The sequence below is a fragment of the [Flexibacter] sp. ATCC 35208 genome (assembly GCF_001975825.1).
Classification (GTDB): domain Bacteria; phylum Bacteroidota; class Bacteroidia; order Chitinophagales; family Chitinophagaceae; genus Chitinophaga.
In genome coordinates, this window is the sequence record NZ_MTKN01000032.1 from 12447 (window position 1) to 31646 (window position 19200).

General features: G+C 44.8%; 16 protein-coding genes. 13 read left to right on the top strand and 3 right to left on the bottom strand.

Annotated elements, in window-relative coordinates:
• Positions 1-10: 10 nt before the first annotated feature.
• The 10 genes from BW716_RS19885 to BW716_RS19930 all read left to right on the top strand — a co-directional run bounded on the left by BW716_RS19885 (position 11) and on the right by BW716_RS19930 (position 9361).
• On the top strand, positions 11-874 hold the full coding sequence (locus tag BW716_RS19885) for a CPBP family intramembrane glutamic endopeptidase (RefSeq protein ID WP_143708925.1): 864 nt from the start codon (positions 11-13) through the stop codon (positions 872-874).
• 10 nt (positions 875-884) lie between these two features.
• Positions 885-1631 carry a patatin-like phospholipase family protein gene (locus BW716_RS19890; RefSeq protein ID WP_083725209.1) on the top strand — a complete coding sequence of 249 codons (747 nt, stop codon included), beginning with the start codon at positions 885-887 and terminating at the stop codon, positions 1629-1631.
• A gap of 91 nt (positions 1632-1722) precedes the next feature.
• Positions 1723-2424, top strand: a complete 702-nt coding sequence (gene pxpB / locus BW716_RS19895; RefSeq protein WP_083725211.1) for a 5-oxoprolinase subunit PxpB — start codon at positions 1723-1725, stop codon at positions 2422-2424.
• The gene (locus BW716_RS19900; protein ID WP_083725213.1) at positions 2425-3441 is read left to right on the top strand and encodes a biotin-dependent carboxyltransferase family protein; all 1017 of its coding nucleotides are present in this window, start codon (positions 2425-2427) and stop codon (positions 3439-3441) included. It begins immediately after the preceding gene.
• The gene (locus tag BW716_RS19905; RefSeq protein WP_235643910.1) at positions 3417-4181 is read left to right on the top strand and encodes a 5-oxoprolinase subunit PxpA; all 765 of its coding nucleotides are present in this window, start codon (positions 3417-3419) and stop codon (positions 4179-4181) included. The genes BW716_RS19900 and BW716_RS19905 overlap by 25 nt, the downstream gene beginning before the upstream one ends.
• Positions 4178-5347: an NRAMP family divalent metal transporter gene (locus BW716_RS19910; RefSeq protein ID WP_235643911.1), complete on the top strand. Its 1170-nt coding sequence runs from the start codon at positions 4178-4180 to the stop codon at positions 5345-5347. Before BW716_RS19905 ends, BW716_RS19910 begins: the two co-directional genes overlap by 4 nt.
• Before the next feature lie 16 nt (positions 5348-5363).
• Positions 5364-6470, top strand: coding sequence for a multiheme c-type cytochrome (locus tag BW716_RS19915; RefSeq protein ID WP_083725215.1), 1107 nt, complete (start codon positions 5364-5366; stop codon positions 6468-6470).
• Between the two features lie 41 nt (positions 6471-6511).
• On the top strand, positions 6512-7399 hold the full coding sequence (locus tag BW716_RS19920) for a metallophosphoesterase (RefSeq protein ID WP_083725217.1): 888 nt from the start codon (positions 6512-6514) through the stop codon (positions 7397-7399).
• A 327-nt stretch (positions 7400-7726) separates the two neighbouring features.
• Positions 7727-8542 (top strand): hypothetical protein, encoded by an 816-nt coding sequence (locus BW716_RS19925; RefSeq protein ID WP_083725219.1) that lies wholly within the window; start codon positions 7727-7729, stop codon positions 8540-8542.
• Between the two features lie 432 nt (positions 8543-8974).
• Positions 8975-9361, top strand: coding sequence for a hypothetical protein (locus BW716_RS19930; RefSeq protein ID WP_143708926.1), 387 nt, complete (start codon positions 8975-8977; stop codon positions 9359-9361).
• Between the two features lie 19 nt (positions 9362-9380).
• Here the strand turns inward: BW716_RS19930 and BW716_RS38660 are convergent, their stop codons facing one another.
• The 3 genes from BW716_RS38660 to BW716_RS19945 all read right to left on the bottom strand — a co-directional run bounded on the left by BW716_RS38660 (position 9381) and on the right by BW716_RS19945 (position 13017).
• The gene (locus tag BW716_RS38660) at positions 9381-9971 is read right to left on the bottom strand and encodes a phosphatase PAP2 family protein (protein WP_083725223.1); all 591 of its coding nucleotides are present in this window, start codon (positions 9969-9971) and stop codon (positions 9381-9383) included.
• A 248-nt stretch (positions 9972-10219) separates the two neighbouring features.
• Positions 10220-10804: an RNA polymerase sigma factor gene (locus BW716_RS19940; protein ID WP_083725225.1), complete on the bottom strand. Its 585-nt coding sequence runs from the start codon at positions 10802-10804 to the stop codon at positions 10220-10222.
• A 59-nt stretch (positions 10805-10863) separates the two neighbouring features.
• Positions 10864-13017, bottom strand: a complete 2154-nt coding sequence (locus BW716_RS19945; RefSeq protein ID WP_083725227.1) for a cellulase family glycosylhydrolase — start codon at positions 13015-13017, stop codon at positions 10864-10866.
• 101 nt (positions 13018-13118) lie between these two features.
• Here BW716_RS19945 and BW716_RS19950 point away from each other — a divergent pair, with 101 nt between their 5' ends.
• The 3 genes from BW716_RS19950 (at position 13119) to BW716_RS19960 (ending at position 19199) form a co-directional block, all read left to right on the top strand.
• Positions 13119-14213 carry a FecR family protein gene (locus BW716_RS19950; RefSeq protein WP_083725229.1) on the top strand — a complete coding sequence of 365 codons (1095 nt, stop codon included), beginning with the start codon at positions 13119-13121 and terminating at the stop codon, positions 14211-14213.
• A gap of 93 nt (positions 14214-14306) precedes the next feature.
• Complete coding sequence (locus BW716_RS19955) at positions 14307-17720, top strand: TonB-dependent receptor (protein WP_179091198.1); 3414 nt, start codon at positions 14307-14309, stop codon at positions 17718-17720.
• 12 nt (positions 17721-17732) lie between these two features.
• Positions 17733-19199, top strand: a complete 1467-nt coding sequence (locus tag BW716_RS19960) for a RagB/SusD family nutrient uptake outer membrane protein (protein WP_083725233.1) — start codon at positions 17733-17735, stop codon at positions 19197-19199.
• Position 19200: the final 1 nt, after the last annotated feature.

Sequence of the window (19200 nt, forward strand, 5' to 3'; positions counted from 1 at the left end):
TATTGAGGGCATGACCCAACAACAAAATCCACGAAAAACAATCGTCATCTTCCTGCTGATCACCTTAGCTATCAGTTCTATTTTTTATGCCTTCATCATTCATACAGGAAAAATCATGGGTGGTCGGGGTGTTTTTGTCACTGGTATGATGTGGAGCCCGGCATTGTCTTCTTTTTTGACCTCATGGATCATAAAAAGGCCCATCAGTGCCATGGCCTGGAAATGGGGAGAGTCCCGTTACCAGTTATGGAGTTACCTGGTGCCACTATTATATAGCCTTGCCGGTTATTTAATTATATGGACGGTGGGTTGGGGTAAGTTTTATGATCCGGAGTTTGTAGGTGGTGTTGCTGAATCTTTTGGTTTGGAAAAGCTACCCAAAGGAATTGTGATAGCATTATATATACTATTGATGGCAGGTTTCGGTATGGTGCGCAGTGTGTCGAGCGCATTGGGAGAGGAGATAGGCTGGCGTGGATTCCTGGTTCCTGAAATGTACAAGGTAATGGGGTATACAAAGACCTGCCTGATAACAGGTTGTATCTGGGCGCTCTGGCACCTGCCTATATTGTTGTTTGCAGATTATAATAGTGGTACCCCTGCCTGGTATGGTTTCTCCTGTTTTTCCATGCTGGTGATCAGTGGTAGTTTTATTTATGCCTGGTTCCGCCTGAAGTCTGGTAGTTTGTGGACGGCGGTGTTGTTGCACGCCAGTCATAACCTTTTTATACAGGCAATTTTTACACCACTCACCCTTACTTCCGATAAAACTAAGTACTACTATGATGAATTTGGGATAGTAATTCCTATCTTGAGTGTGTTGGTAGCAATTTATCTCTGGAACCGGAGAGGAGAGTTACCGGCGCCAAAATAAGAACAGCTACATGAATGCATCTACGCGTCCCTTTGTATTATCGGGAGGGGGAGCCAGGGGATATGCTCACCTGGGAGTACTGAAAGCCTTTGCCGACCAGGGGATTACACCATCCGCCATTGCCGCTACGAGTGCCGGTTCTATTGCCGCCGCTTTTATCTGTGATGGGTATACAACGGATGAAGTGAGAGAAATATTCCAACGCAATAAGATCGGTCTCTCCATGGAGTGGCGTAACTGGCGTACAGGCCTCCTCTCGTTAAAAACAGTAGAGAAGGTATTGACGCAAACCCTTCGCCATCAAAACTTCGAAGAGTTAGCAACACCATTGTACATCGCGGCTACCGACTTCAACAAGGGTACACAAATGATTTTTGACAAAGGTCCGATCATCCCTGCCGTCTTAGCGGCATCTTCCATTCCATTATTATTTCAGCCGGTAGTGATAGATGGAAGTCCTTATGTAGATGGAGGTCTCACGGGCAATCTGCCTGCCGAACCTTTGCTGGAAAAATACAATGACATCATTGGCGTGCATGTAAATCCGCTGACAGAATATCACCCTGAAAATGGGTACCTGGCCAATATCGATCGCACCTTACATCTGGCCATCCGTGAGCCGGTGTTGAAAAATAAAGCACGTTGTCAGTGGTTTATAGAACCGGATGGGTTAGGGAAGTTTGGGATGTTTGATTTTAAGCACTTTGATGACATTTATAACATAGGATTGGAATACACGCGTCAGCTTTTTTCCTGATAAAACAGGACATTTTTCCCATGCTGGCAGGGGCAATCCTAAAAATAATTCTGAACTTTTTCCTCAATATCGCGTACCTTATTCCTGAATTATGAGCATCGATTACACTATCAACCCGCTAGGCGATCACTCCCTGATCATTGAATGGTCACAAGAAATCTCACCAGCTGTTCACGACAAGGTCATGAACGTGTATAATCACCTGCTTACCATGCAGCTGCCATACATTCTCGATATCATACCAGCTTACGCTTCGCTTACAATCGTATACGACATCCTGTTAGTTCGCCGCGAGCAAAACAACAATGCCTTTACGACGATGCAGTCATTGATCGCACCGGCATTAACCGCTCCGCTCGTTATACAAGAGAGGACATCACGCCTCCTTGAAATTCCTGTGTGTTACGATCCTTCTCTCGGGCTGGATCTGGTTACTATGGCATCTCAGAAGGGCATGAGCGAAGCCGACATCATCGACCTACACACATCACAGACATACACCGTTTACATGCTGGGTTTTCTACCGGGGTTCCCATATATGGGCAAGGTAGACGATCGCCTTGCTACGCCAAGGCAAAAAAAGCCCCGCTTAAACATTTCGGCGGGCAGTGTCGGCATAGCCGGGGGGCAAACCGGCATCTACCCATTAGCATCACCAGGGGGCTGGAACATCATCGGCCAAACACCTATCAGAATGTTTGACCCTGCATTAGATTCCCCCTGCTATTGTCATCCCGGCGATGAGGTAAAATTCATACCTATCTCGCTGCGTGAATTCCATAAAAAGATATAAATGATACAGGTCATCCAACAGGGTTTACTGGATACAATACAGGACGGGGGCAGATATGGCTACCAGCATCTGGGCATCAATCCCGGAGGCGCCATGGACAGAGCCGCCATGTATGTCGCAAACATTCTCGTAGGCAACAATCCGGAAGCCGCCGTAATAGAGTTACATTTTCCTGCAGCTGTATTACTGTTTGAACAGGATACCCTCATCGCCCTTTCCGGTGGCGACTTCGGCGCGATGGTGAATGAACAGGCTTTAGTTACGAATCAACCCATCTGGATATCGCAGTTGTCGATATTACGTTTTACTAAACCAGTCTCTGGCGCACGTTGTTATATCGCTGTGAGAGGCGGGCTCTCGACCACGCCCTGGCTGGGTAGTCACAGCACCCATCTCAAAGCGGGTGCCGGTGGGTTTGAAGGCAGGAAGTTGCAAAAGAACGATCGTATTCCGGTGAATCATGTTGATGAAGATATCGACAAGGCCTTGCGAAATAAATACCTGCATGCTACCCAACAAGCCACGCCATTACCCTGGCGGGCAGATGTGCGGGATCTGTATTCAGATGGCAGTGAGATCAGGGTGGTGACAAGCCTTGAATATCCTGAACTGACGCCCGCTTCGCAGTCGGTATTTACCACCCACCAATTTACCTTGTCGGAACATTGTGACAGAATGGGATATCGCCTCAAAGGACCGGTACTACACATGATCAAAGAAGAAGAGCGGCTCTCGGCCGGAATTACCAGGGGTACCGTACAATTATTACCAGATGGCCACCTGATCATACTCATGGCCGATCATCAGACAACCGGCGGTTATCCGCGCATCGCCCACGTTGTAAGTGCTGACCTCCCTATATTAGCACAGTTACTACCACACAGCCAGATTACCTTCAGGATCATTCCTCATGACGAAGCCGAAGAGTTGCTTATCGCAGCAGAGCAACACTTGCATTTTCTACAAAATGCCTGTAACTTACGATGGCAGGAATGGCTGCAACACAACCAAAAATAAGTATGTACATCGACCTGAACTGTGACATGGGCGAAGGTATGCCTAACGATGCCGAAATAATGCCTTACATCAGCAGTGCAAATATTGCCTGTGGCTATCATGCCGGAGATAACGGCACCATGGAACAAACAATCACCCTCGCACTGAAACATCAGGTGGCGATCGGTGCACACCCGGGGTTCAGGGACAAAGAGAATTTTGGCAGAACAGAACAACGATTGTCAGATGCTGAAGTCTACGATTTGATTGCTACACAGTTATATACTTTAGACAAAGTATGTCTTTCGCTGGATGCTACTATCCGACATGTGAAACCACATGGCGCATTATATAATATGGCAGCCAGAGATCAACACTTATCAACCATCATCGCACAAGCCATCAGAGATACCAATCCGGCCCTATGTTTATTTGGACTGAGTAACAGCTGGCTCATAAAAGCGGCGGCAGCTATGGGCCTTAAAACAGCCAGTGAGGTATTTGCAGACAGAACTTATCAGGAGGATGGCTCCCTTACACCACGCAGTCAACCCAATGCCCTGATAGACAATGAAGCAGATGCGCTGCAACAGGTATTACAAATGGTAACAAAGCAGGAAGTAACGACTGTCAATGGAAAGACAGTACCGATTCGTGCCGAAACCATTTGTCTGCATGGTGATGGTGCGCATGCAGTGGCTTTTGCAAAAGCAGTGCATAAAACTTTAGAAGAACACCACCTAACCATACAACACACTTGAACAAACAACGCTCTTCCATCCTGCTGGGTGCCGCCTTTTTGATGGCTACATCGGCAATAGGTCCGGGGTTCCTGACCCAAACGACTGTTTTTACACAGCAGCATGCCGCTGCTTTTAGCTTTGCTATTTTCGTATCTATACTGTTGGATATCGGTGCACAGCTGAATATCTGGCGGATACTGACAGTGAGCCGCTCCCGTGCCCAGGATCTGGCCAATGAATTGTTGCCCGGATTGGGTTATTTTCTGGCATTCCTGGTGGTGCTGGGAGGTCTTGTGTTTAACATCGCTAATATTGGTGGGTGTGGATTAGGGTTAAAAGCACTATTCGGATTAGATACTTTGTATGGCGCTATATTGAGTGGTGCTATCTCTCTCTTTATATTCTGGATGAAAGAGGCGGGAAATGCCATGGATCAGTTTACCCGCTATTTAGGGATACTGATGGTGTTGCTCACATTGTATGTAGCCATCAGCTCTCATCCTCCTGTAATGGATGCCTTGCGGCAGAGTGTATGGCCGGATAATATAGATACTAAATCAATTATTACGCTTGTAGGTGGAACAGTAGGTGGGTATATCAGTTTTGCAGGTGCACATCGCTTGCTGGATGCTGGAATAGGAGGGCGTGAATCTATCCCACAGGTAAACAGGAGTGCGGTAAGTGGAATTTTAATTACAAGTGTGATGCGGAGTTTGTTGTTTTTAGCGGCATTGGGTGTGGTGACCCATGGCTTTCAGCTGGATAGCAGTAATCCTCCTGCATCAGTATTCAGGATTGCTGCCGGTGAAATCGGTTACCGTTTCTTTGGTATGGTGATGTGGAGTGCTGCGATCACCTCGGTAGTAGGAGCAGCGTATACCTCCGTTTCATTTTTAAAAACATTCCATCCTTTTATAGCGAAAAATGAAAAATGGTTTATTACCTTTTTCATTGTATTCAGTACCGTGATCTTTGCGGTGGTAGGTAATCCTGTTCAATTGCTCATTATAGCAGGAGCGCTGAATGGATTGATACTACCTGTCGCACTGGCGGTTATGTTGGTAGCGGCATCCAGCATGTTGAAGGATTACAAACATCCTTTGGCATTGTCACTGATAGGCTGGGTAGTAGTAATAGTCATGGGTTGGCTGAGTATCCTCACGCTGAACACGTGGATCATGTAAGATATTTTTCTGCGTTATGAATAAACAAATGCTGTTAGTAGCAACAGGTATCATTGGCCTGATTGTACTATTATCCCAATGCATCAAACAGCCCGTTACTCAGGATCTGAGAGGAGCCGCGTATGCAGGTGCGAATACCTGTGCGGGTTGTCATCAGGATATTTACAATCATTATTTACAGACAACCCATTTTAAAACGACCAGCAAGGATATATTAGGTTCATTTCCGGCTTCCTTTGCCTATGATAATGGTGAACGGGTGTTGATGTCCGTTACTGATAGTGGCAAGGTACAAGGTTCTCATCTCTTTCATTTATCAGTAGGCTCCGGGCGTCATGCACAAACCTATTTATACTGGCAAAATGAGAACTATTTTCAGTTGCCGGTATCTTATTATGTCAGTGCAGGTCATTGGGCGAATAGTCCCGGTTTTCCTACTTCCCATCCTAAATTTGACAGACAGATCCCCAGTACCTGTTTTGGTTGCCACAGTTCTGCTGTGGGTATCAAAAACGTCACAATGATAGGCCGTAGTTTGAACGAAACCTTTGAAAAAGGGAAGCTCATTTACGGCATCGATTGCGAGCGTTGTCATGGTCCTGCAGCCGCACATGTCGCTTATCATACTGCGCATCCGAACGAAAAGAAACCCATGCATATGACAGCTGTCCGTGCGCTTGGCAATCAGCAACAACTGGATATGTGTGCACTGTGTCATTCCGGTTTAAAGACACCACAGAAATCGCTCTTTGGGTATAAACCCGGTGATGCTTACAGCGACTATTTCTTCCCTGATATCAGTGGTCCTTCCAGGCCATCGCAATTGGATATACATGGTACCCAATACCAATTGTTTACAGCCAGCCGATGTTTCAAAGAAAGCAGGCAGATGAACTGTACCACCTGTCATGATCCACATCGAAATGAAGCGAATAATACAGTAGCATTTTCTCAGAAATGTATGCAATGCCACCAGCAGCAACCTTCGCCCCGGTGTAAGTTTGATAAAATGGCGGTGTTAAATTGTATTGATTGCCACATGCCGAAATTACCTTCATCAAAGATTGTATTGTCAGGTGCCTATTACCTGCGTACCCACCTGATTGGTATTTATAAACAATAACTTAACACAGGGCATTCAGTTGGATTTTTACCTTTGCTGCGATGTTAAGAAGAACCTTATTCAAAAGAATGGGCGGCTTGTTATTGGCGCCTGCATTGCCATTGAGTACGCTGGCGGCAACCGGTGCAAAACCTGCATTGCGCATCGCCCATCTCACAGATATTCATTTGAAAGACAAGTTTGATGCGCCCCGTCACCTACGGGATTGTTTACATCATGTACAGTCGCATTCACCCAAAGTAGATTTTATTCTCAATGGGGGAGACCTGGTATTTGATATGAACAAAGAAGATCTGGCGACTAACGAGGCGCAGTGGAAACTGGTGAAAGGGGTGTTCAAATCAGAATCTGGTTTGCCCATGTATTCAGTGTTGGGGAATCATGACATCTGGTGGAAGGAAAAGAATGAAAAGGAATATGCTTTACAGCAGCTGGAAATGGCGAAGCCTTATTACAGTTTTGTAAAAGGGGGATGGAAGTTTATATGCTTAGATAGTGTGCACCTGGATATTGACAATACGTGGTATATTGGAAAATTGGGTGAGGATCAGTTTCATTGGCTGGAAAGCGAATTGAATAATACAGATAAGAACATGCCGGTGTGTGTCTTATCACATATCCCTATACTTACAGCTACATTAATGATTGAGGATAACATTGTCAATAAGTGGACGATGTTGGGTGGAGATATGCATACGGATACAGCTGCGATCATCAGTTTGTTTTACAAACATCCGAATGTGAAATTGTGTCTGAGTGGGCATATACATTTAAGAGATAAGGTGGTGTACAACAATGTGACTTATATCTGTAATGGTGCGGTGAGTGGTGCCTGGTGGGAAGGGAACAGGAGGGAGACGGCGCCGGGGTATGGGTTGATTGATTTGTATGCAGATGGGACGTTTGCAGAGAAGTATGTAAATTATTAAAAAGCCTTGCGGCAGCAAGGAAGGTTTTGCTTCTTGCTGCCGCCATTTCGCTCTTTTTAAACCACTGTTTTCAGCTACTTTTCAGGCCTTAAATTTCAATATCCCCTCCGGGAAAATCTTCCGGTTTTTTCGAAACCGGCATAGCTGTTTCTTCAATCGCCCATAGAGCCATGCGTGCAGGCATCCTATGGATGTTTTATGGAAAGAAGGAGGGTACCTGCAACCTGCAAACTTTTGCAGATGAATTCGCTACCCGTTATCAGGAAAACTAACCGCTGATATCAATATATTTTTATATTATAAAAATATGTTATCTTGTGGTTCGCTATGAGATACACATTATTTATCCTTGGAATAACCTTGGGGTTTATTGCTTGTAAAAACTCAGTTGCCAGTAAACCTGAATCTGAAATTGAAACCGCCACCGAATCCGCGCCCCCTGTAGCAGAGTTGGATTCCGTAGGTAACTATGAAGCATTGGATACAGCCCTGAGTTTTGCCGGCATATGGGTGAATGAAGGATATGTAAATGACCTGCATATCACACAATCCCCTCGTCTTTGCAGAGCCGATAGTATTAGTTGTCTGGAGATCCCGGCACGCACATTGATGGTCACCAGGTATATTGGTGGTTTCCATGATGGCGCAGCAGATCTGGTGGTTGTGAAAAGTGGAGATCAATACCTTTTTACCAGCCCTGACCGTAGTAAAAAATATGCTGATACTATCCAGATTTTTTCTCCTACAAGGATCAAAATTCGCGATACCTATCTCTATAAATTAGTGAAGGGAGATGTGACTAAACCTGATTGGGGAATATTGGAAGAGTTGTTATTCAGTGGTACTTATCATCTGGAAGATGGGAAGAAAGTGGTGTTTGGAGAGAATGACACCATCACAGGGTTGGATCTATTTACCCATTATACGCCGATCATTGATGATTGGTATGCTGAAATTAACAATGATGTAGATTATATTGAATTCCAAACATCGGAGAATAAGAGAGAGAAATATGGATATAAGTTTTTTATGGATACGCTGACGATCTTTAAAACCAAGTGTCTCCAGGAAAATAGCAGAACAAAAGCGTGCACATTTGAGACTTATGGTGATAACGTGTATACACTGATAAAAGAAAAATAGCGGCTCCGCATCAAATCGATAGCAATAGCCTTTTTGCCGGCCGCAGGACACAATCTAAAAAAAGATCGCNNGCGATCTTTTTTTAGATTGTTAATTCCCTGACCTGATATCTTCCGTCATCCCCTTATAAGAAAAAGGTACGCTCCACATTGCTCCGGAGGATCGGCAATCGTTCATCTTCGTATTCAAAAGGCCTGCTATCTTGGGTTATAAATAGAATAGAATCTTCATTTCCGCTGCAAACTTAAAAAAAGAAAAACTTGTTCCTTGCTACCGCAGGCCCAAACAGCGCATTTCATTCCTCCTTAAATATCACTCAAAAATAATTTCAATCATTATTCCCAAACCTTCACATTTAGATTTTATATACTATATTTGACCCTCCAATTTTAGCATATCGAAGGGCCTAATACGAACGTGAATTCTGAGACTATGAAATATACCATCCTTTTCGCATCAGCATTTATGCTAATGACGAGTTGCAGACAACAAGCGATAGATACTGCCAATAACGATAGTGTCTTCACCCTTGAATCCGCACCTCCCATTGCACAACATACCGATGATGCAAATGTGCTGAAAGTGTACGTCGAAAAAAACGGCACCATCTTCGCCAATGGCACTCAGGTCACCATCACCGAATTGGACAATCAATTGAAACAATTGAAGGAAAAAAACGGCATTGTCTGGTACTCAAGAGACAATCTTTCTGACGATCCTTCCCGCGAAGCAATGGCTGCCGTCAACGAAATATTGCAATATGAATTAAGCGTGAAGTTTTTCGCTGACAAAGAATTTACAAAAGAAGCTGATTTATAACGCATGCAAGGGCGGATTTTCAATGAAAACCCGGGCGTATAAATCCTAAGGCAAACGAAGTGCCTACACCCAATAAGGCGCCCGTAGCCACATCCGTAGGATAATGTACCCCCAGGTACATCCTGGAATAGCCTATCGCCGATGCCCATACCATGGAAGGCGCTATGATATACCATTTGGGATATGCCCTGGCCAGCGCCGTAGTAGCACTGAAAGCAGAAGAAGTATGACCAGAAGGAAATGAATAGGATGTAGGTTCGTACACTGCTTTCAGTCTTACATTACTTACAAAGGGTCTGGGTCGCTTTACAATCACTTTAATCAGCGTATTCAGAAGGAAAGTAGTCGCTGTACTACTTGCAATATACAGGGCGTTCTGCTTCATGTCAGGATCGTTTTTAATTAACCCCGCTGTCAATACCACTACAGGTATGCCCACATCTACATAATCATTCATATTGGAAATAGTGCGCCACATCTTTGTCTGCCCCGGCGTACGGTGAGCCGCCAGATCTTCGAGCACACGATCATCAAACTGTTGTAATTTTGATTGGGCAAATGTATCAGGGTGTAAAAATATTAACAATGCCGGAATGATGTACCATTTCATGGGTACAAATGTAGTTATTTGGCATGAGGATATAATAAAACGAACATTCTCAGTAGTATATATCAATTTCAATTTTCTTAGAAAGAATCACCCGGCTCTCCCATGCAGTTGCCTGCGGCCGGCTTGACTAAATTCAAAATGATTCACTACCAGATTCAGGACTTTATTTCAATTGTATATATAATAGAACTAATATTCTCAGACCTTTATTTCATATGCTGATAAACGAACCCAATATTCCCTCCCCCTTACTTCATTTGCTGATACAACAACACCAACACAATCAAATCCTTCAACTTATCCCTCAATATCGCCAACGCATACGTCAACTGATTCTCCACCGTCCGCTTACTAATTCCCAACCTCACCGCAATCTCCTCATTCGTCAGCTGCTCCTTCCTGCTCATCAAAAATATCTCCCTACACCTTTTGGGCAACCCTGCCAACGCCGCCATCAATCTCACCTCCAACTCTGCCTCCCGCAATTTATCCACTGCCGTATTCCGTTCTTCAGATTGTGATAGCAATTCCAGCGTATCTGTATAAGTCACCCGCTGCTGTTGCTGCTGATGCGCCTTTCTATACACATGATAACGCGCTGCCGTGGTCAGATACGCTGGAAAAGACTGTATCTGCAACTGCGTCCGCTTCTGCCATAAATTGAGGAAAATATCATGTACTACTTCTATGCAGGTCTCCTGATCTTTCAGATGATGAAATGCAGTCGTATACACCCTGTACCAGTACCGGTCATACAAAAGCGAAAAAGCTTTTGTATGACCCTCCTGTATTGCCTCCCATAAATTTTCATCTGCCGTCTGATCATTAATCATAACAGAATCAAGATAGGAGTTTTCAACAAAAAATCATAATCAGTACAACCGACCACCTTTTAATTCCGGATAAAACTCCCCGTCACCGTTTTCGCCCCGTGAATGACCACGAAATACATACCCGGTTGCAGAGCAGAGATATCCAGCGTTTGCTGTTGCCCTACTACCGACATCTTTCGTACACCTTTCAGATCGTATACGGTAATATATTTCCCATTCACATCCACTCCTGAAAATTGAATGGTATTTGTAGCCGGATTAGGATAAATCACCAGTGAATTGTTGGCAATCCGCTTCATAAAAGAAGCCGGAATCTCCTCAGGATGCAGCACAAACTTTACCGCATCTGCAATCACATACCCATTTGCAGAATCATTTCGTATTAACACATTCCCGGTTGTCCCTGTTGCAAAATCATACGTACCTAAATATTTCCACACCCCATTATCTATTTGCTGATTAATGATGTAACTACTGCTACCACCTGAATAATTTACATCCACAGGTGTATTGGAAGCTCTATTAGTGCCGGAAGACCATCGCATATACACATCATATGTACCTGCCACAGCCAGATCAGGAGAGTATCGCATACTCTTACCACCGGTAGCACCTGTATTCCCATCCACCATATAATTTGTACTATAATACCCCGGTAATGAAGTACTGCTGTTCCAGGTACCTGTTGCCACCGCTCCCGTATTATCCACAAAAACGATATTGGCCGAAGGCATATCTTCCACCACATGTCCCAGTGCGCTCTCTACCGTAGCCACTGAGGATACCCTGTAATAATAAGTCACATCATTCGTCACATTGGCATCTGTATAAGTAGTGCCTGTAATGCCCGAAGCTATTAATGTATAGGGTCCTGTTGCTGCTGTAGCTCTGTACACATTGTAGCTGGTAGCACCTACGGCAGTTTTCCACCAGTTTAACTGCACCACCTGATTCCCCGCCTCACTTGTTAAGTACATGGGCAGGTCAGGTGCAAAACCGACAGGATCAGTAGTAGCCGAAACTTCCCCGCTATTGCCATACACATAATAATAAGTCGTATTGGCTGTTAATCCTGTATCAGAATAATTGGTCGTAAGCACTGTATCAATGATGGTATAAGGTCCGCCACTTATGGTCGCACGCTTTAACTCACCTACTGAATCCGGAGGTAGCGCCAGATTAATAGCAGTAGGAGACACTCCATATGCTCTCAGATTGCCTGACTGTGGCTGTCCGGAATTCTGTGCGTCAATAAACCATTGCTGCATGAACTGCCCCTGATTCTCTCCATTCATCAGGTTCCAGCTCCAATCGAAATACTGCGGTTTCCAGAAGTTATCGAAAATATACCCGATCCAGCCTAATTCCGGATGCGCATCCATATAAGTTCTGAAAGGCGTTCCCCACGCAGTCGTTGTACCATGTGTCACCGCATCTGAATAACTACTGTTATCATTCCAGCCAAATTCCGTTACCATCACGGGAATGGTCTGCGCAGCCGTACCAAACTTCGTATTCAGGTTAGCCGTTGTTGCTGCTCCCTGATTAGGATAAATATGATATACATATACCAGGTTCGCTCCCGTCATCGGACTTGCCAAAGCACTGTTTACACGCGTGCTCCATTGCGGCCCACCTACCAGGATAATATTTTTAGGCGCCACTGCCCTGATCGTATCAATCACTGGTTGTATATAACTCTTCCAGGTCGCCCATACATCCGGATTGATCGGTTCATTATATACTTCAAACAATACATTCGGTGTATTCGCATACTTTGGCGCCACATATTTCCAGAAGTTCATCACTAATACCTGCGGTATACCACCTGAACCATAATTAGAAACAAAATGCAGATCTACGATAACATACAATCCCTTAGCAATCGCCTGCTGTACATAAGGATCTATGATATCAGCAAAACTCTGTGCCGGATCGCTCACCTTGGCACACGTCACCTGCAACCGTACAACGCGGGATTGCCAACCTCTGCCGGCATCTGCCTGCCATTCCAGCATTTCGCTGATAGATTTGGTATTACAGGTGGTACATTCATTATTATGCTCCGGCGCCAGAATAGATACACCTCTCAGGGTAATATTGTTACCAATGGAGTCTTTGATCCGGTTACCATCTACATGGAGCCAGGGTACCTGGGCAAGAACTGCAGAATAAAATGCAAGGAATAACCATAGTAAAGTTAGGGTCTTCATAAAAGTGGAATTAAAGAGTGAAAACAAACAGTACTTAAATTTAAAAAAAAAACTTCAAAACTATGTGTGTGTCTTCCCCCCATTTGTCTCTTTATTAATGTATGACCAGGGAAGAGTATCTCAAACTATATGAAAAGTATGATGCCGGACTTTGCAATAGCGAGGAACTGGAACTATTGCATGCTTACCAGGATGATTTTGAATTGCTGAACCTACCCTGGAATCCTGCGATGGGAGAGGAGTCAGTGATAAAAGCACGTAGTTTTCCCCGCATCCAAAAGACCCGGATCTTCAGCATACTTTCAGCAGCAGCGGCTATTCTACTGCTCATTGGAACAGGTCTTTTTTACTTCCTGCATCCTGCAAAAGAGGTAAAAACTACTGGAATGAGTATTCCACACATACTACCCGGTGGTACTCAACCAACGCTCACATTATCCGATGGTTCAGTTGTGACACTGGATAGTCTGCAAAATGGTACGCTGGCAAAACAGGGCAATACAACGATTACCAGTCACCATGGTCAGCTGACCTACGAAGGCGCCGACGAAAAAAACAACATAGTATATAATACCATCAATATCCCTAAAGGAGGTCAATATGCACTGGTACTTTCTGATGGTACCAAAGTATGGATCAATGCTGCTTCCACACTGAGATTCCCTGTTCGATTTGGAAATGAACGGATCGTAGAACTCACAGGTGAAGCCTACTTTGAGGTGGCCCAACAACCGGCACACCCATTCAAAGTAATTACAGGACACAAAATGAACATCGATGTACTCGGTACCCACTTTAACGTGAACGCCTATGTAAATGAACCAAAGGGAATCGTATCTCTGATGGAAGGCAGCGTGAAAGTCAGCGATGCGCAACATACCTGTATCCTGAAACCCGGCCAGCAGGCATGGGCAGATAATGACCTGCGCGTGGCAGATGAGATGGATGAAGAACAGGTACTGGCGTGGAAAAATGGTCAGTTCCAGTTTGCCAATACTTCTCTGGAACAGGTACTCCGACAACTGGAAAGATGGTATAACATAGAGGTCAGTTACAATCAGCTACCGGCCAAACACTTTTACGGAACTATCCCCCGTAATGTGGAACTGGCGCAGGTCTTAAATATGCTAACTGTTACCGGCGGGGTAACATTCTCAATGGAAGGTCACAAGTTAACAGTAACAAATGGAAAGTAAACGATAAGCAAATCAACCAATTTTTAATCAGCTGTAATAGCACGCCGGCGTGCTAAAGGACATTGCATTTTTATCAACCAAATGATCATCGCTATGGCATTTAGAAGAATTACCAGTAGCTGTCTGCTGCTGCTAGTATGTATCCTCCTGCAAATCCCGATCATGGCATCACCGCAACAAAGGATTGTGCTGTCAGTAAAGGATGCGCCACTCGAAAAAGTATTGAAAGAACTAACCAGACAAAGTGGTTACCATTTTCTTTACACCGCAGAACTCATGAAAGAGTCAAAACCCGTGACCTGTAACACGAATACATCCAGCATCGAGGACGTATTAAAACTTTGTTTTAACAACCAGCCATTATCCTATGATATTGTCGACAAAATGATCCTCATCAAATCGAAGGAACATGACAAAAAGGAATGGATGATGGCCACTCCCGACCAGTTCACCATCAAGGGACAGGTGACGGACGAAGGTGGCGTACCACTACAGAATGTCACCATCAGTGTGAAAGGTAATACCAGTGTACACACCATGACAGATGCGAGAGGAAATTATTCCCTTACTGTCAATGATGAACATGCCGTATTGATCTTTTCATTTGTCGGCTATGGACGAAAAGAAATGTCCATTGCCGGCAAAGTCACACTGGATGTAACGCTACAGCCAGAGACAAAACAACTGGAAGAAGTAGTCATTGCCTATGGTACTTCGAAAAATAAAAACCTGACCAATGCTGTGGCACAGGTCAAAGCGAATGAAATTGAAGACAGACCTGTGACCAACCTGACCAGCGCCCTTACCGGTGCAGCACCGGGTATACAAACAACGATTGGCGGTGGTCAACCCGGAGATGGACCAGATATCCGTATCCGTGGTTTTGGCTCTGTAAATGCCGGTAATGCGCCATTGTATGTAGTAGATGGTGCGCCTTATGACAATGCACTGAGCAGCATCAATCCTACAGATATCGAGAGTATCTCTATCCTGAAAGATGCTTCTTCTGCAGCCTTGTATGGAGCCCGCGCCGCCAATGGTGTGATCCTCATCACCACTAAAAAAGGGAAGAAGAATAGTATGCAGGTGAACGCCAATGTATCACATGGCTTTAGCGCCAAAGCTTTCCCTGATTATGATAGAGTGACATCGAAAGATTATTATCCACTGGAATGGGAAGCCTATCGCAACAGCCTCGTGTATTCCAGTGGTTCCAGTGTAACAGATGCCAGCACCGCTGCTTCTGCCAATATCAAATCCGCATTGGGTTATAATCCCTTCAATGTAGCCGACGATCAGATCGTACTCACTGATGGTACACTGAACCCGGATGCAAAATTACTATATGCAGACGATGTAGATTATGGCAACTGGAAACGCGCGCTGGAACGAAATGGAGAACGTAGTGAATACAACCTCAATGTAAGCGGCGGTAGTGACAAAGGCACTTATTACATGTCTGTAGGCTATCTGAAAGATGATGGTTTCTCCATCCGCTCTAACTTTGAACGAGCTTCTGCCCGTGTAAATGCGACAGCTACTCCGAATAAATGGTTCCGCACCGGTGTGAACCTGGCAGGTACAATGGTATCATCCGATCAGGCAAATACCGGGAGTGGTCTCAACGAAAATCCATTTTATATCGCCCTGAGAATGGGCCCTATTTATCCTGTATACGAACACGACGAAGATGGTGCATATGTAAAAGATGCTACCGGTCAGAAAGTATGGGATGCGGGTTCTGCGCGTCCCGTATTTACTGGCAGAAATGTATTGGCAGAAACAGTGTTGAATCAGAACCGTCTGAAAAGGAATATGCTCACAGGCAATACCTTTGCTGAAATTACTATTCTGAAAGATTTCAAGTTGTCCACCAACTTTAGCAGTGCTGTGAACAACTACCTATCCTCTGTCTATGACAATGCGGAGATTGGCGATGCTGTGGGTTCCGGTCGTTCATATCGTACTAACTCAATCACGACGACGACTAACTTTAACCAGTTATTGAACTACTCCAAAGAATTAGGACAGCATGGTATCAAAGTATTGTTAGGTCATGAAAATTACCGCTACGAATACAATTACCTGTATGGACAAAGAACCAGTCAGATCGTAGAAGGCTCTACTGAATTAGACAATTTTGCGACGCTGGCCGATCTGAGTTCATATACCAATACTTATCGTACGGAAGGCTTATTCTCCCGTGTAGAATATGCGTATGCTGACAGATACCTGATGGCAGCGTCCTTTCGCAGAGATGGATCATCCAAGTTCTCTCCGGAAAACCGCTGGGGAAATTTCTGGTCATTGAGTGCAGGATGGGAAATCAATAAAGAGCATTTCTTCAAAGCAGACTGGGTAGATCAGCTGAAATTAAGAGCTTCTTATGGACAGGTGGGCTCAGATGATTTGTCAGGTTACTACCTGTATCAGGCATTGTATTCCGTAGGGTATAACAATGGATCAGAACCGGGTTTGCTACAATCGACTATTGCCAGCCCTGACCTGAAGTGGGAGTCCAGCAATAGCCTGGATGCGGCGATTGATTTTGCATTCTTTAAAAACAGACTCTCCGGTACGTTCGAAGTATTCAACCGTGGTTCCAGCAACCTCCTCTTTGATGTACCCTTACCTGTTACCTCCGGTGTGGAAACACAGGCAAAGAACATTGGTAGCATGTACAACAGGGGGATAGAGATCCAGTTGTCCGGCGATGTGATCCGTCACAAAGACTTTAGCTGGAACCTGGGTATCAATGCAACCACTTTCAAAAACAAAATCACAAAGCTGCCACAGGAAGAAATTATCACAGACAGCAAAAAGCGTAAGGTGGGTCATTCTCTCTATGACTTCTGGCTGCGTGACTGGTATGGTGTAAATCCTGCAAACGGCGCCACCCTTTACAAAGCGGATGCATTTGATGATGCAACGACCACTTTTGTCAATGACAAAGGAGATACGGTGACTACAGATCATAACAATGCCCGTTATCATTACGCCGGCAGTGCAATACCTGACATTTATGGTAGCATCACCAATACATTTAAATATAAAAATTTCAGCCTGCAATTCACCTTTATATATCAGTTGGGTGGAAAAGTATATAATGGAGAATACGCTACGCTCATGGGTTCTGGCACCACTTACGGTTATGCACTACACAAAGATCAGTTGAAACGCTGGCAGAAAGAAGGAGATATCACTGATGTACCGCGTATGGACAATAGTCAGAGCAGTGCGTTCAATGCATCGAACAGTGATCGCTGGCTGATGAGTGGATCTTACCTGAGCTTAAAATCAGCTACGCTTGGGTATATGGTGCCAAAGCAGTTGCTGTCAAGAATTGGCGTGCGCAGTGCACAGTTCTATGTGTCAGGCGAGAACCTGTTTATGCTCACTTCCATGAAAGGGATGGATCCATCGAAGGCGTTTACAGGTGTGATCTCATCTACCTCTACTTATTCACCGGCACGCATCATTTCAATCGGTGCTAATTTTTCACTCTAATTTTTCCGGCACATGAAAAAGTACATCTTCATAATAGCAGCCATCACGCTTTTTTCCTGTAAGAAAGAGTTGAATACCTCTCCAACGGATGCCATCTCTGATCAGGTGGTATTCAGTAATATCAGCAATGCAGAAGAGGCCTTGAATGGAATATATCGTGCACTGTATATACAATACGCCGGCCAGTCAGAAGACGGGCAGGGCGCCATGATGATCAATATCGACTGGATGGGCGACGATGTGGTGCATACGGCAGCAGGTACCTCTTATTTCAGGGAAGCGTATAAGTGGAACAGTCATCGCGATGCCTCCAGTGCATTGACATACTTTGCCTATCGCTTTTATTATATCATCATCTCTAATGCAAACAGTATCATCAACAACATCGATGCAGTAGAAGGGGAGACGAGCGAAAAGAACCGTATTAAGGCTGAAGCCCTGAGCCTGCGTGCATGGGGACATTTTTACCTGGTGCAGTTATTCGGCGAGCGGTATGATGCAGGTAAGGAAAATACACAGTTAGGCGTACCCATCATGACCACGAGTAACACAGATGCACATGCACGTAACACTGTAGAAGAAGTGTATACACAGATCAATGCCGACCTGGATGCAGCTATCACCTTATTCGGCGATGCAGCGGCACGTACGGCCAAAACACACTTTAATCTGAATGTAGCCGAAGGTCTAAAAGCAAGAGTGGCGCTCACCATGCAGGACTATGCAACAGCGGCCAGTTATGCGATGAAAGCACTGAATGGCTTTCCGCTGATGACGAATACCGTATACATGGCAGGCTTCACCGATATCTCTAACAATGAATGGATGTGGGGTATCAATCAGCTGGCAGATCAGTTGTATACTTATGGCACATTTTATACTTATATGTCGGCTAACTTTTACAGCTCATCACACACCAAAAACAATCCGAAAGCCATCAATAAACTGTTATATGCAAAGATCACAGCCACCGATGTTCGTAAAGGACTCTGGGATTCTACAGGTAAGAATACTGCTTTTCCTATTGTGAACAATGGGGTTCGCAAAGCATATATGCATCGTAAATATCTCGTAGCCGATATCAACTCTACAGCAGGTGCCATTCCTTACATGCGTGCAGCAGAGATGTACCTGATAGCAGCAGAGGCATTGGCGAGAGAAGGTGGTCATGATGCGGAAGCTGCGGAAGCATTGTATACCTTAGCTGTAAACAGGGATCCGCAATACCAGTTAACTACCAGTACAGGTACTGCATTATTAAATGAGATCATGGTACAGCGCAGGGTAGAATTGTGGGCAGAGGGTTTCCGGTTCCTGGATCTGAAGCGTACGAATAGTGCGCTGGACAGAACGAACAGTAATCACACGTCTGCACTGGCCAATATATTGTCAGTCGATGCAGGTGACAAACGCTGGCAGTTCCTGATACCTGATGATGAAATGAATGCGAATTCATTGATGGAGCAAAACCCGTTGTAAA

Coding starts and splice junctions, on each gene's coding strand:
- BW716_RS19930 (WP_143708926.1), top strand. CDS start 8,975: ATGAAATATACCATCCTTTTCGCATCAGCATTTATGCTAATGACGAGT.
- BW716_RS19915 (WP_083725215.1), top strand. CDS start 5,364: ATGAATAAACAAATGCTGTTAGTAGCAACAGGTATCATTGGCCTGATT.
- BW716_RS19900 (WP_083725213.1), top strand. CDS start 2,425: ATGATACAGGTCATCCAACAGGGTTTACTGGATACAATACAGGACGGG.
- BW716_RS19955 (WP_179091198.1), top strand. CDS start 14,307: ATGGCATTTAGAAGAATTACCAGTAGCTGTCTGCTGCTGCTAGTATGT.
- BW716_RS19905 (WP_235643910.1), top strand. CDS start 3,417: ATGGCTGCAACACAACCAAAAATAAGTATGTACATCGACCTGAACTGT.
- BW716_RS38660 (WP_083725223.1), bottom strand. CDS start 9,971: ATGAAATGGTACATCATTCCGGCATTGTTAATATTTTTACACCCTGAT.
- BW716_RS19890 (WP_083725209.1), top strand. CDS start 885: ATGAATGCATCTACGCGTCCCTTTGTATTATCGGGAGGGGGAGCCAGG.
- BW716_RS19940 (WP_083725225.1), bottom strand. CDS start 10,804: ATGATTAATGATCAGACGGCAGATGAAAATTTATGGGAGGCAATACAG.
- BW716_RS19945 (WP_083725227.1), bottom strand. CDS start 13,017: ATGAAGACCCTAACTTTACTATGGTTATTCCTTGCATTTTATTCTGCA.
- BW716_RS19925 (WP_083725219.1), top strand. CDS start 7,727: ATGAGATACACATTATTTATCCTTGGAATAACCTTGGGGTTTATTGCT.
- BW716_RS19885 (WP_143708925.1), top strand. CDS start 11: ATGACCCAACAACAAAATCCACGAAAAACAATCGTCATCTTCCTGCTG.
- BW716_RS19920 (WP_083725217.1), top strand. CDS start 6,512: ATGTTAAGAAGAACCTTATTCAAAAGAATGGGCGGCTTGTTATTGGCG.
- BW716_RS19960 (WP_083725233.1), top strand. CDS start 17,733: ATGAAAAAGTACATCTTCATAATAGCAGCCATCACGCTTTTTTCCTGT.
- BW716_RS19950 (WP_083725229.1), top strand. CDS start 13,119: ATGACCAGGGAAGAGTATCTCAAACTATATGAAAAGTATGATGCCGGA.
- pxpB (WP_083725211.1), top strand. CDS start 1,723: ATGAGCATCGATTACACTATCAACCCGCTAGGCGATCACTCCCTGATC.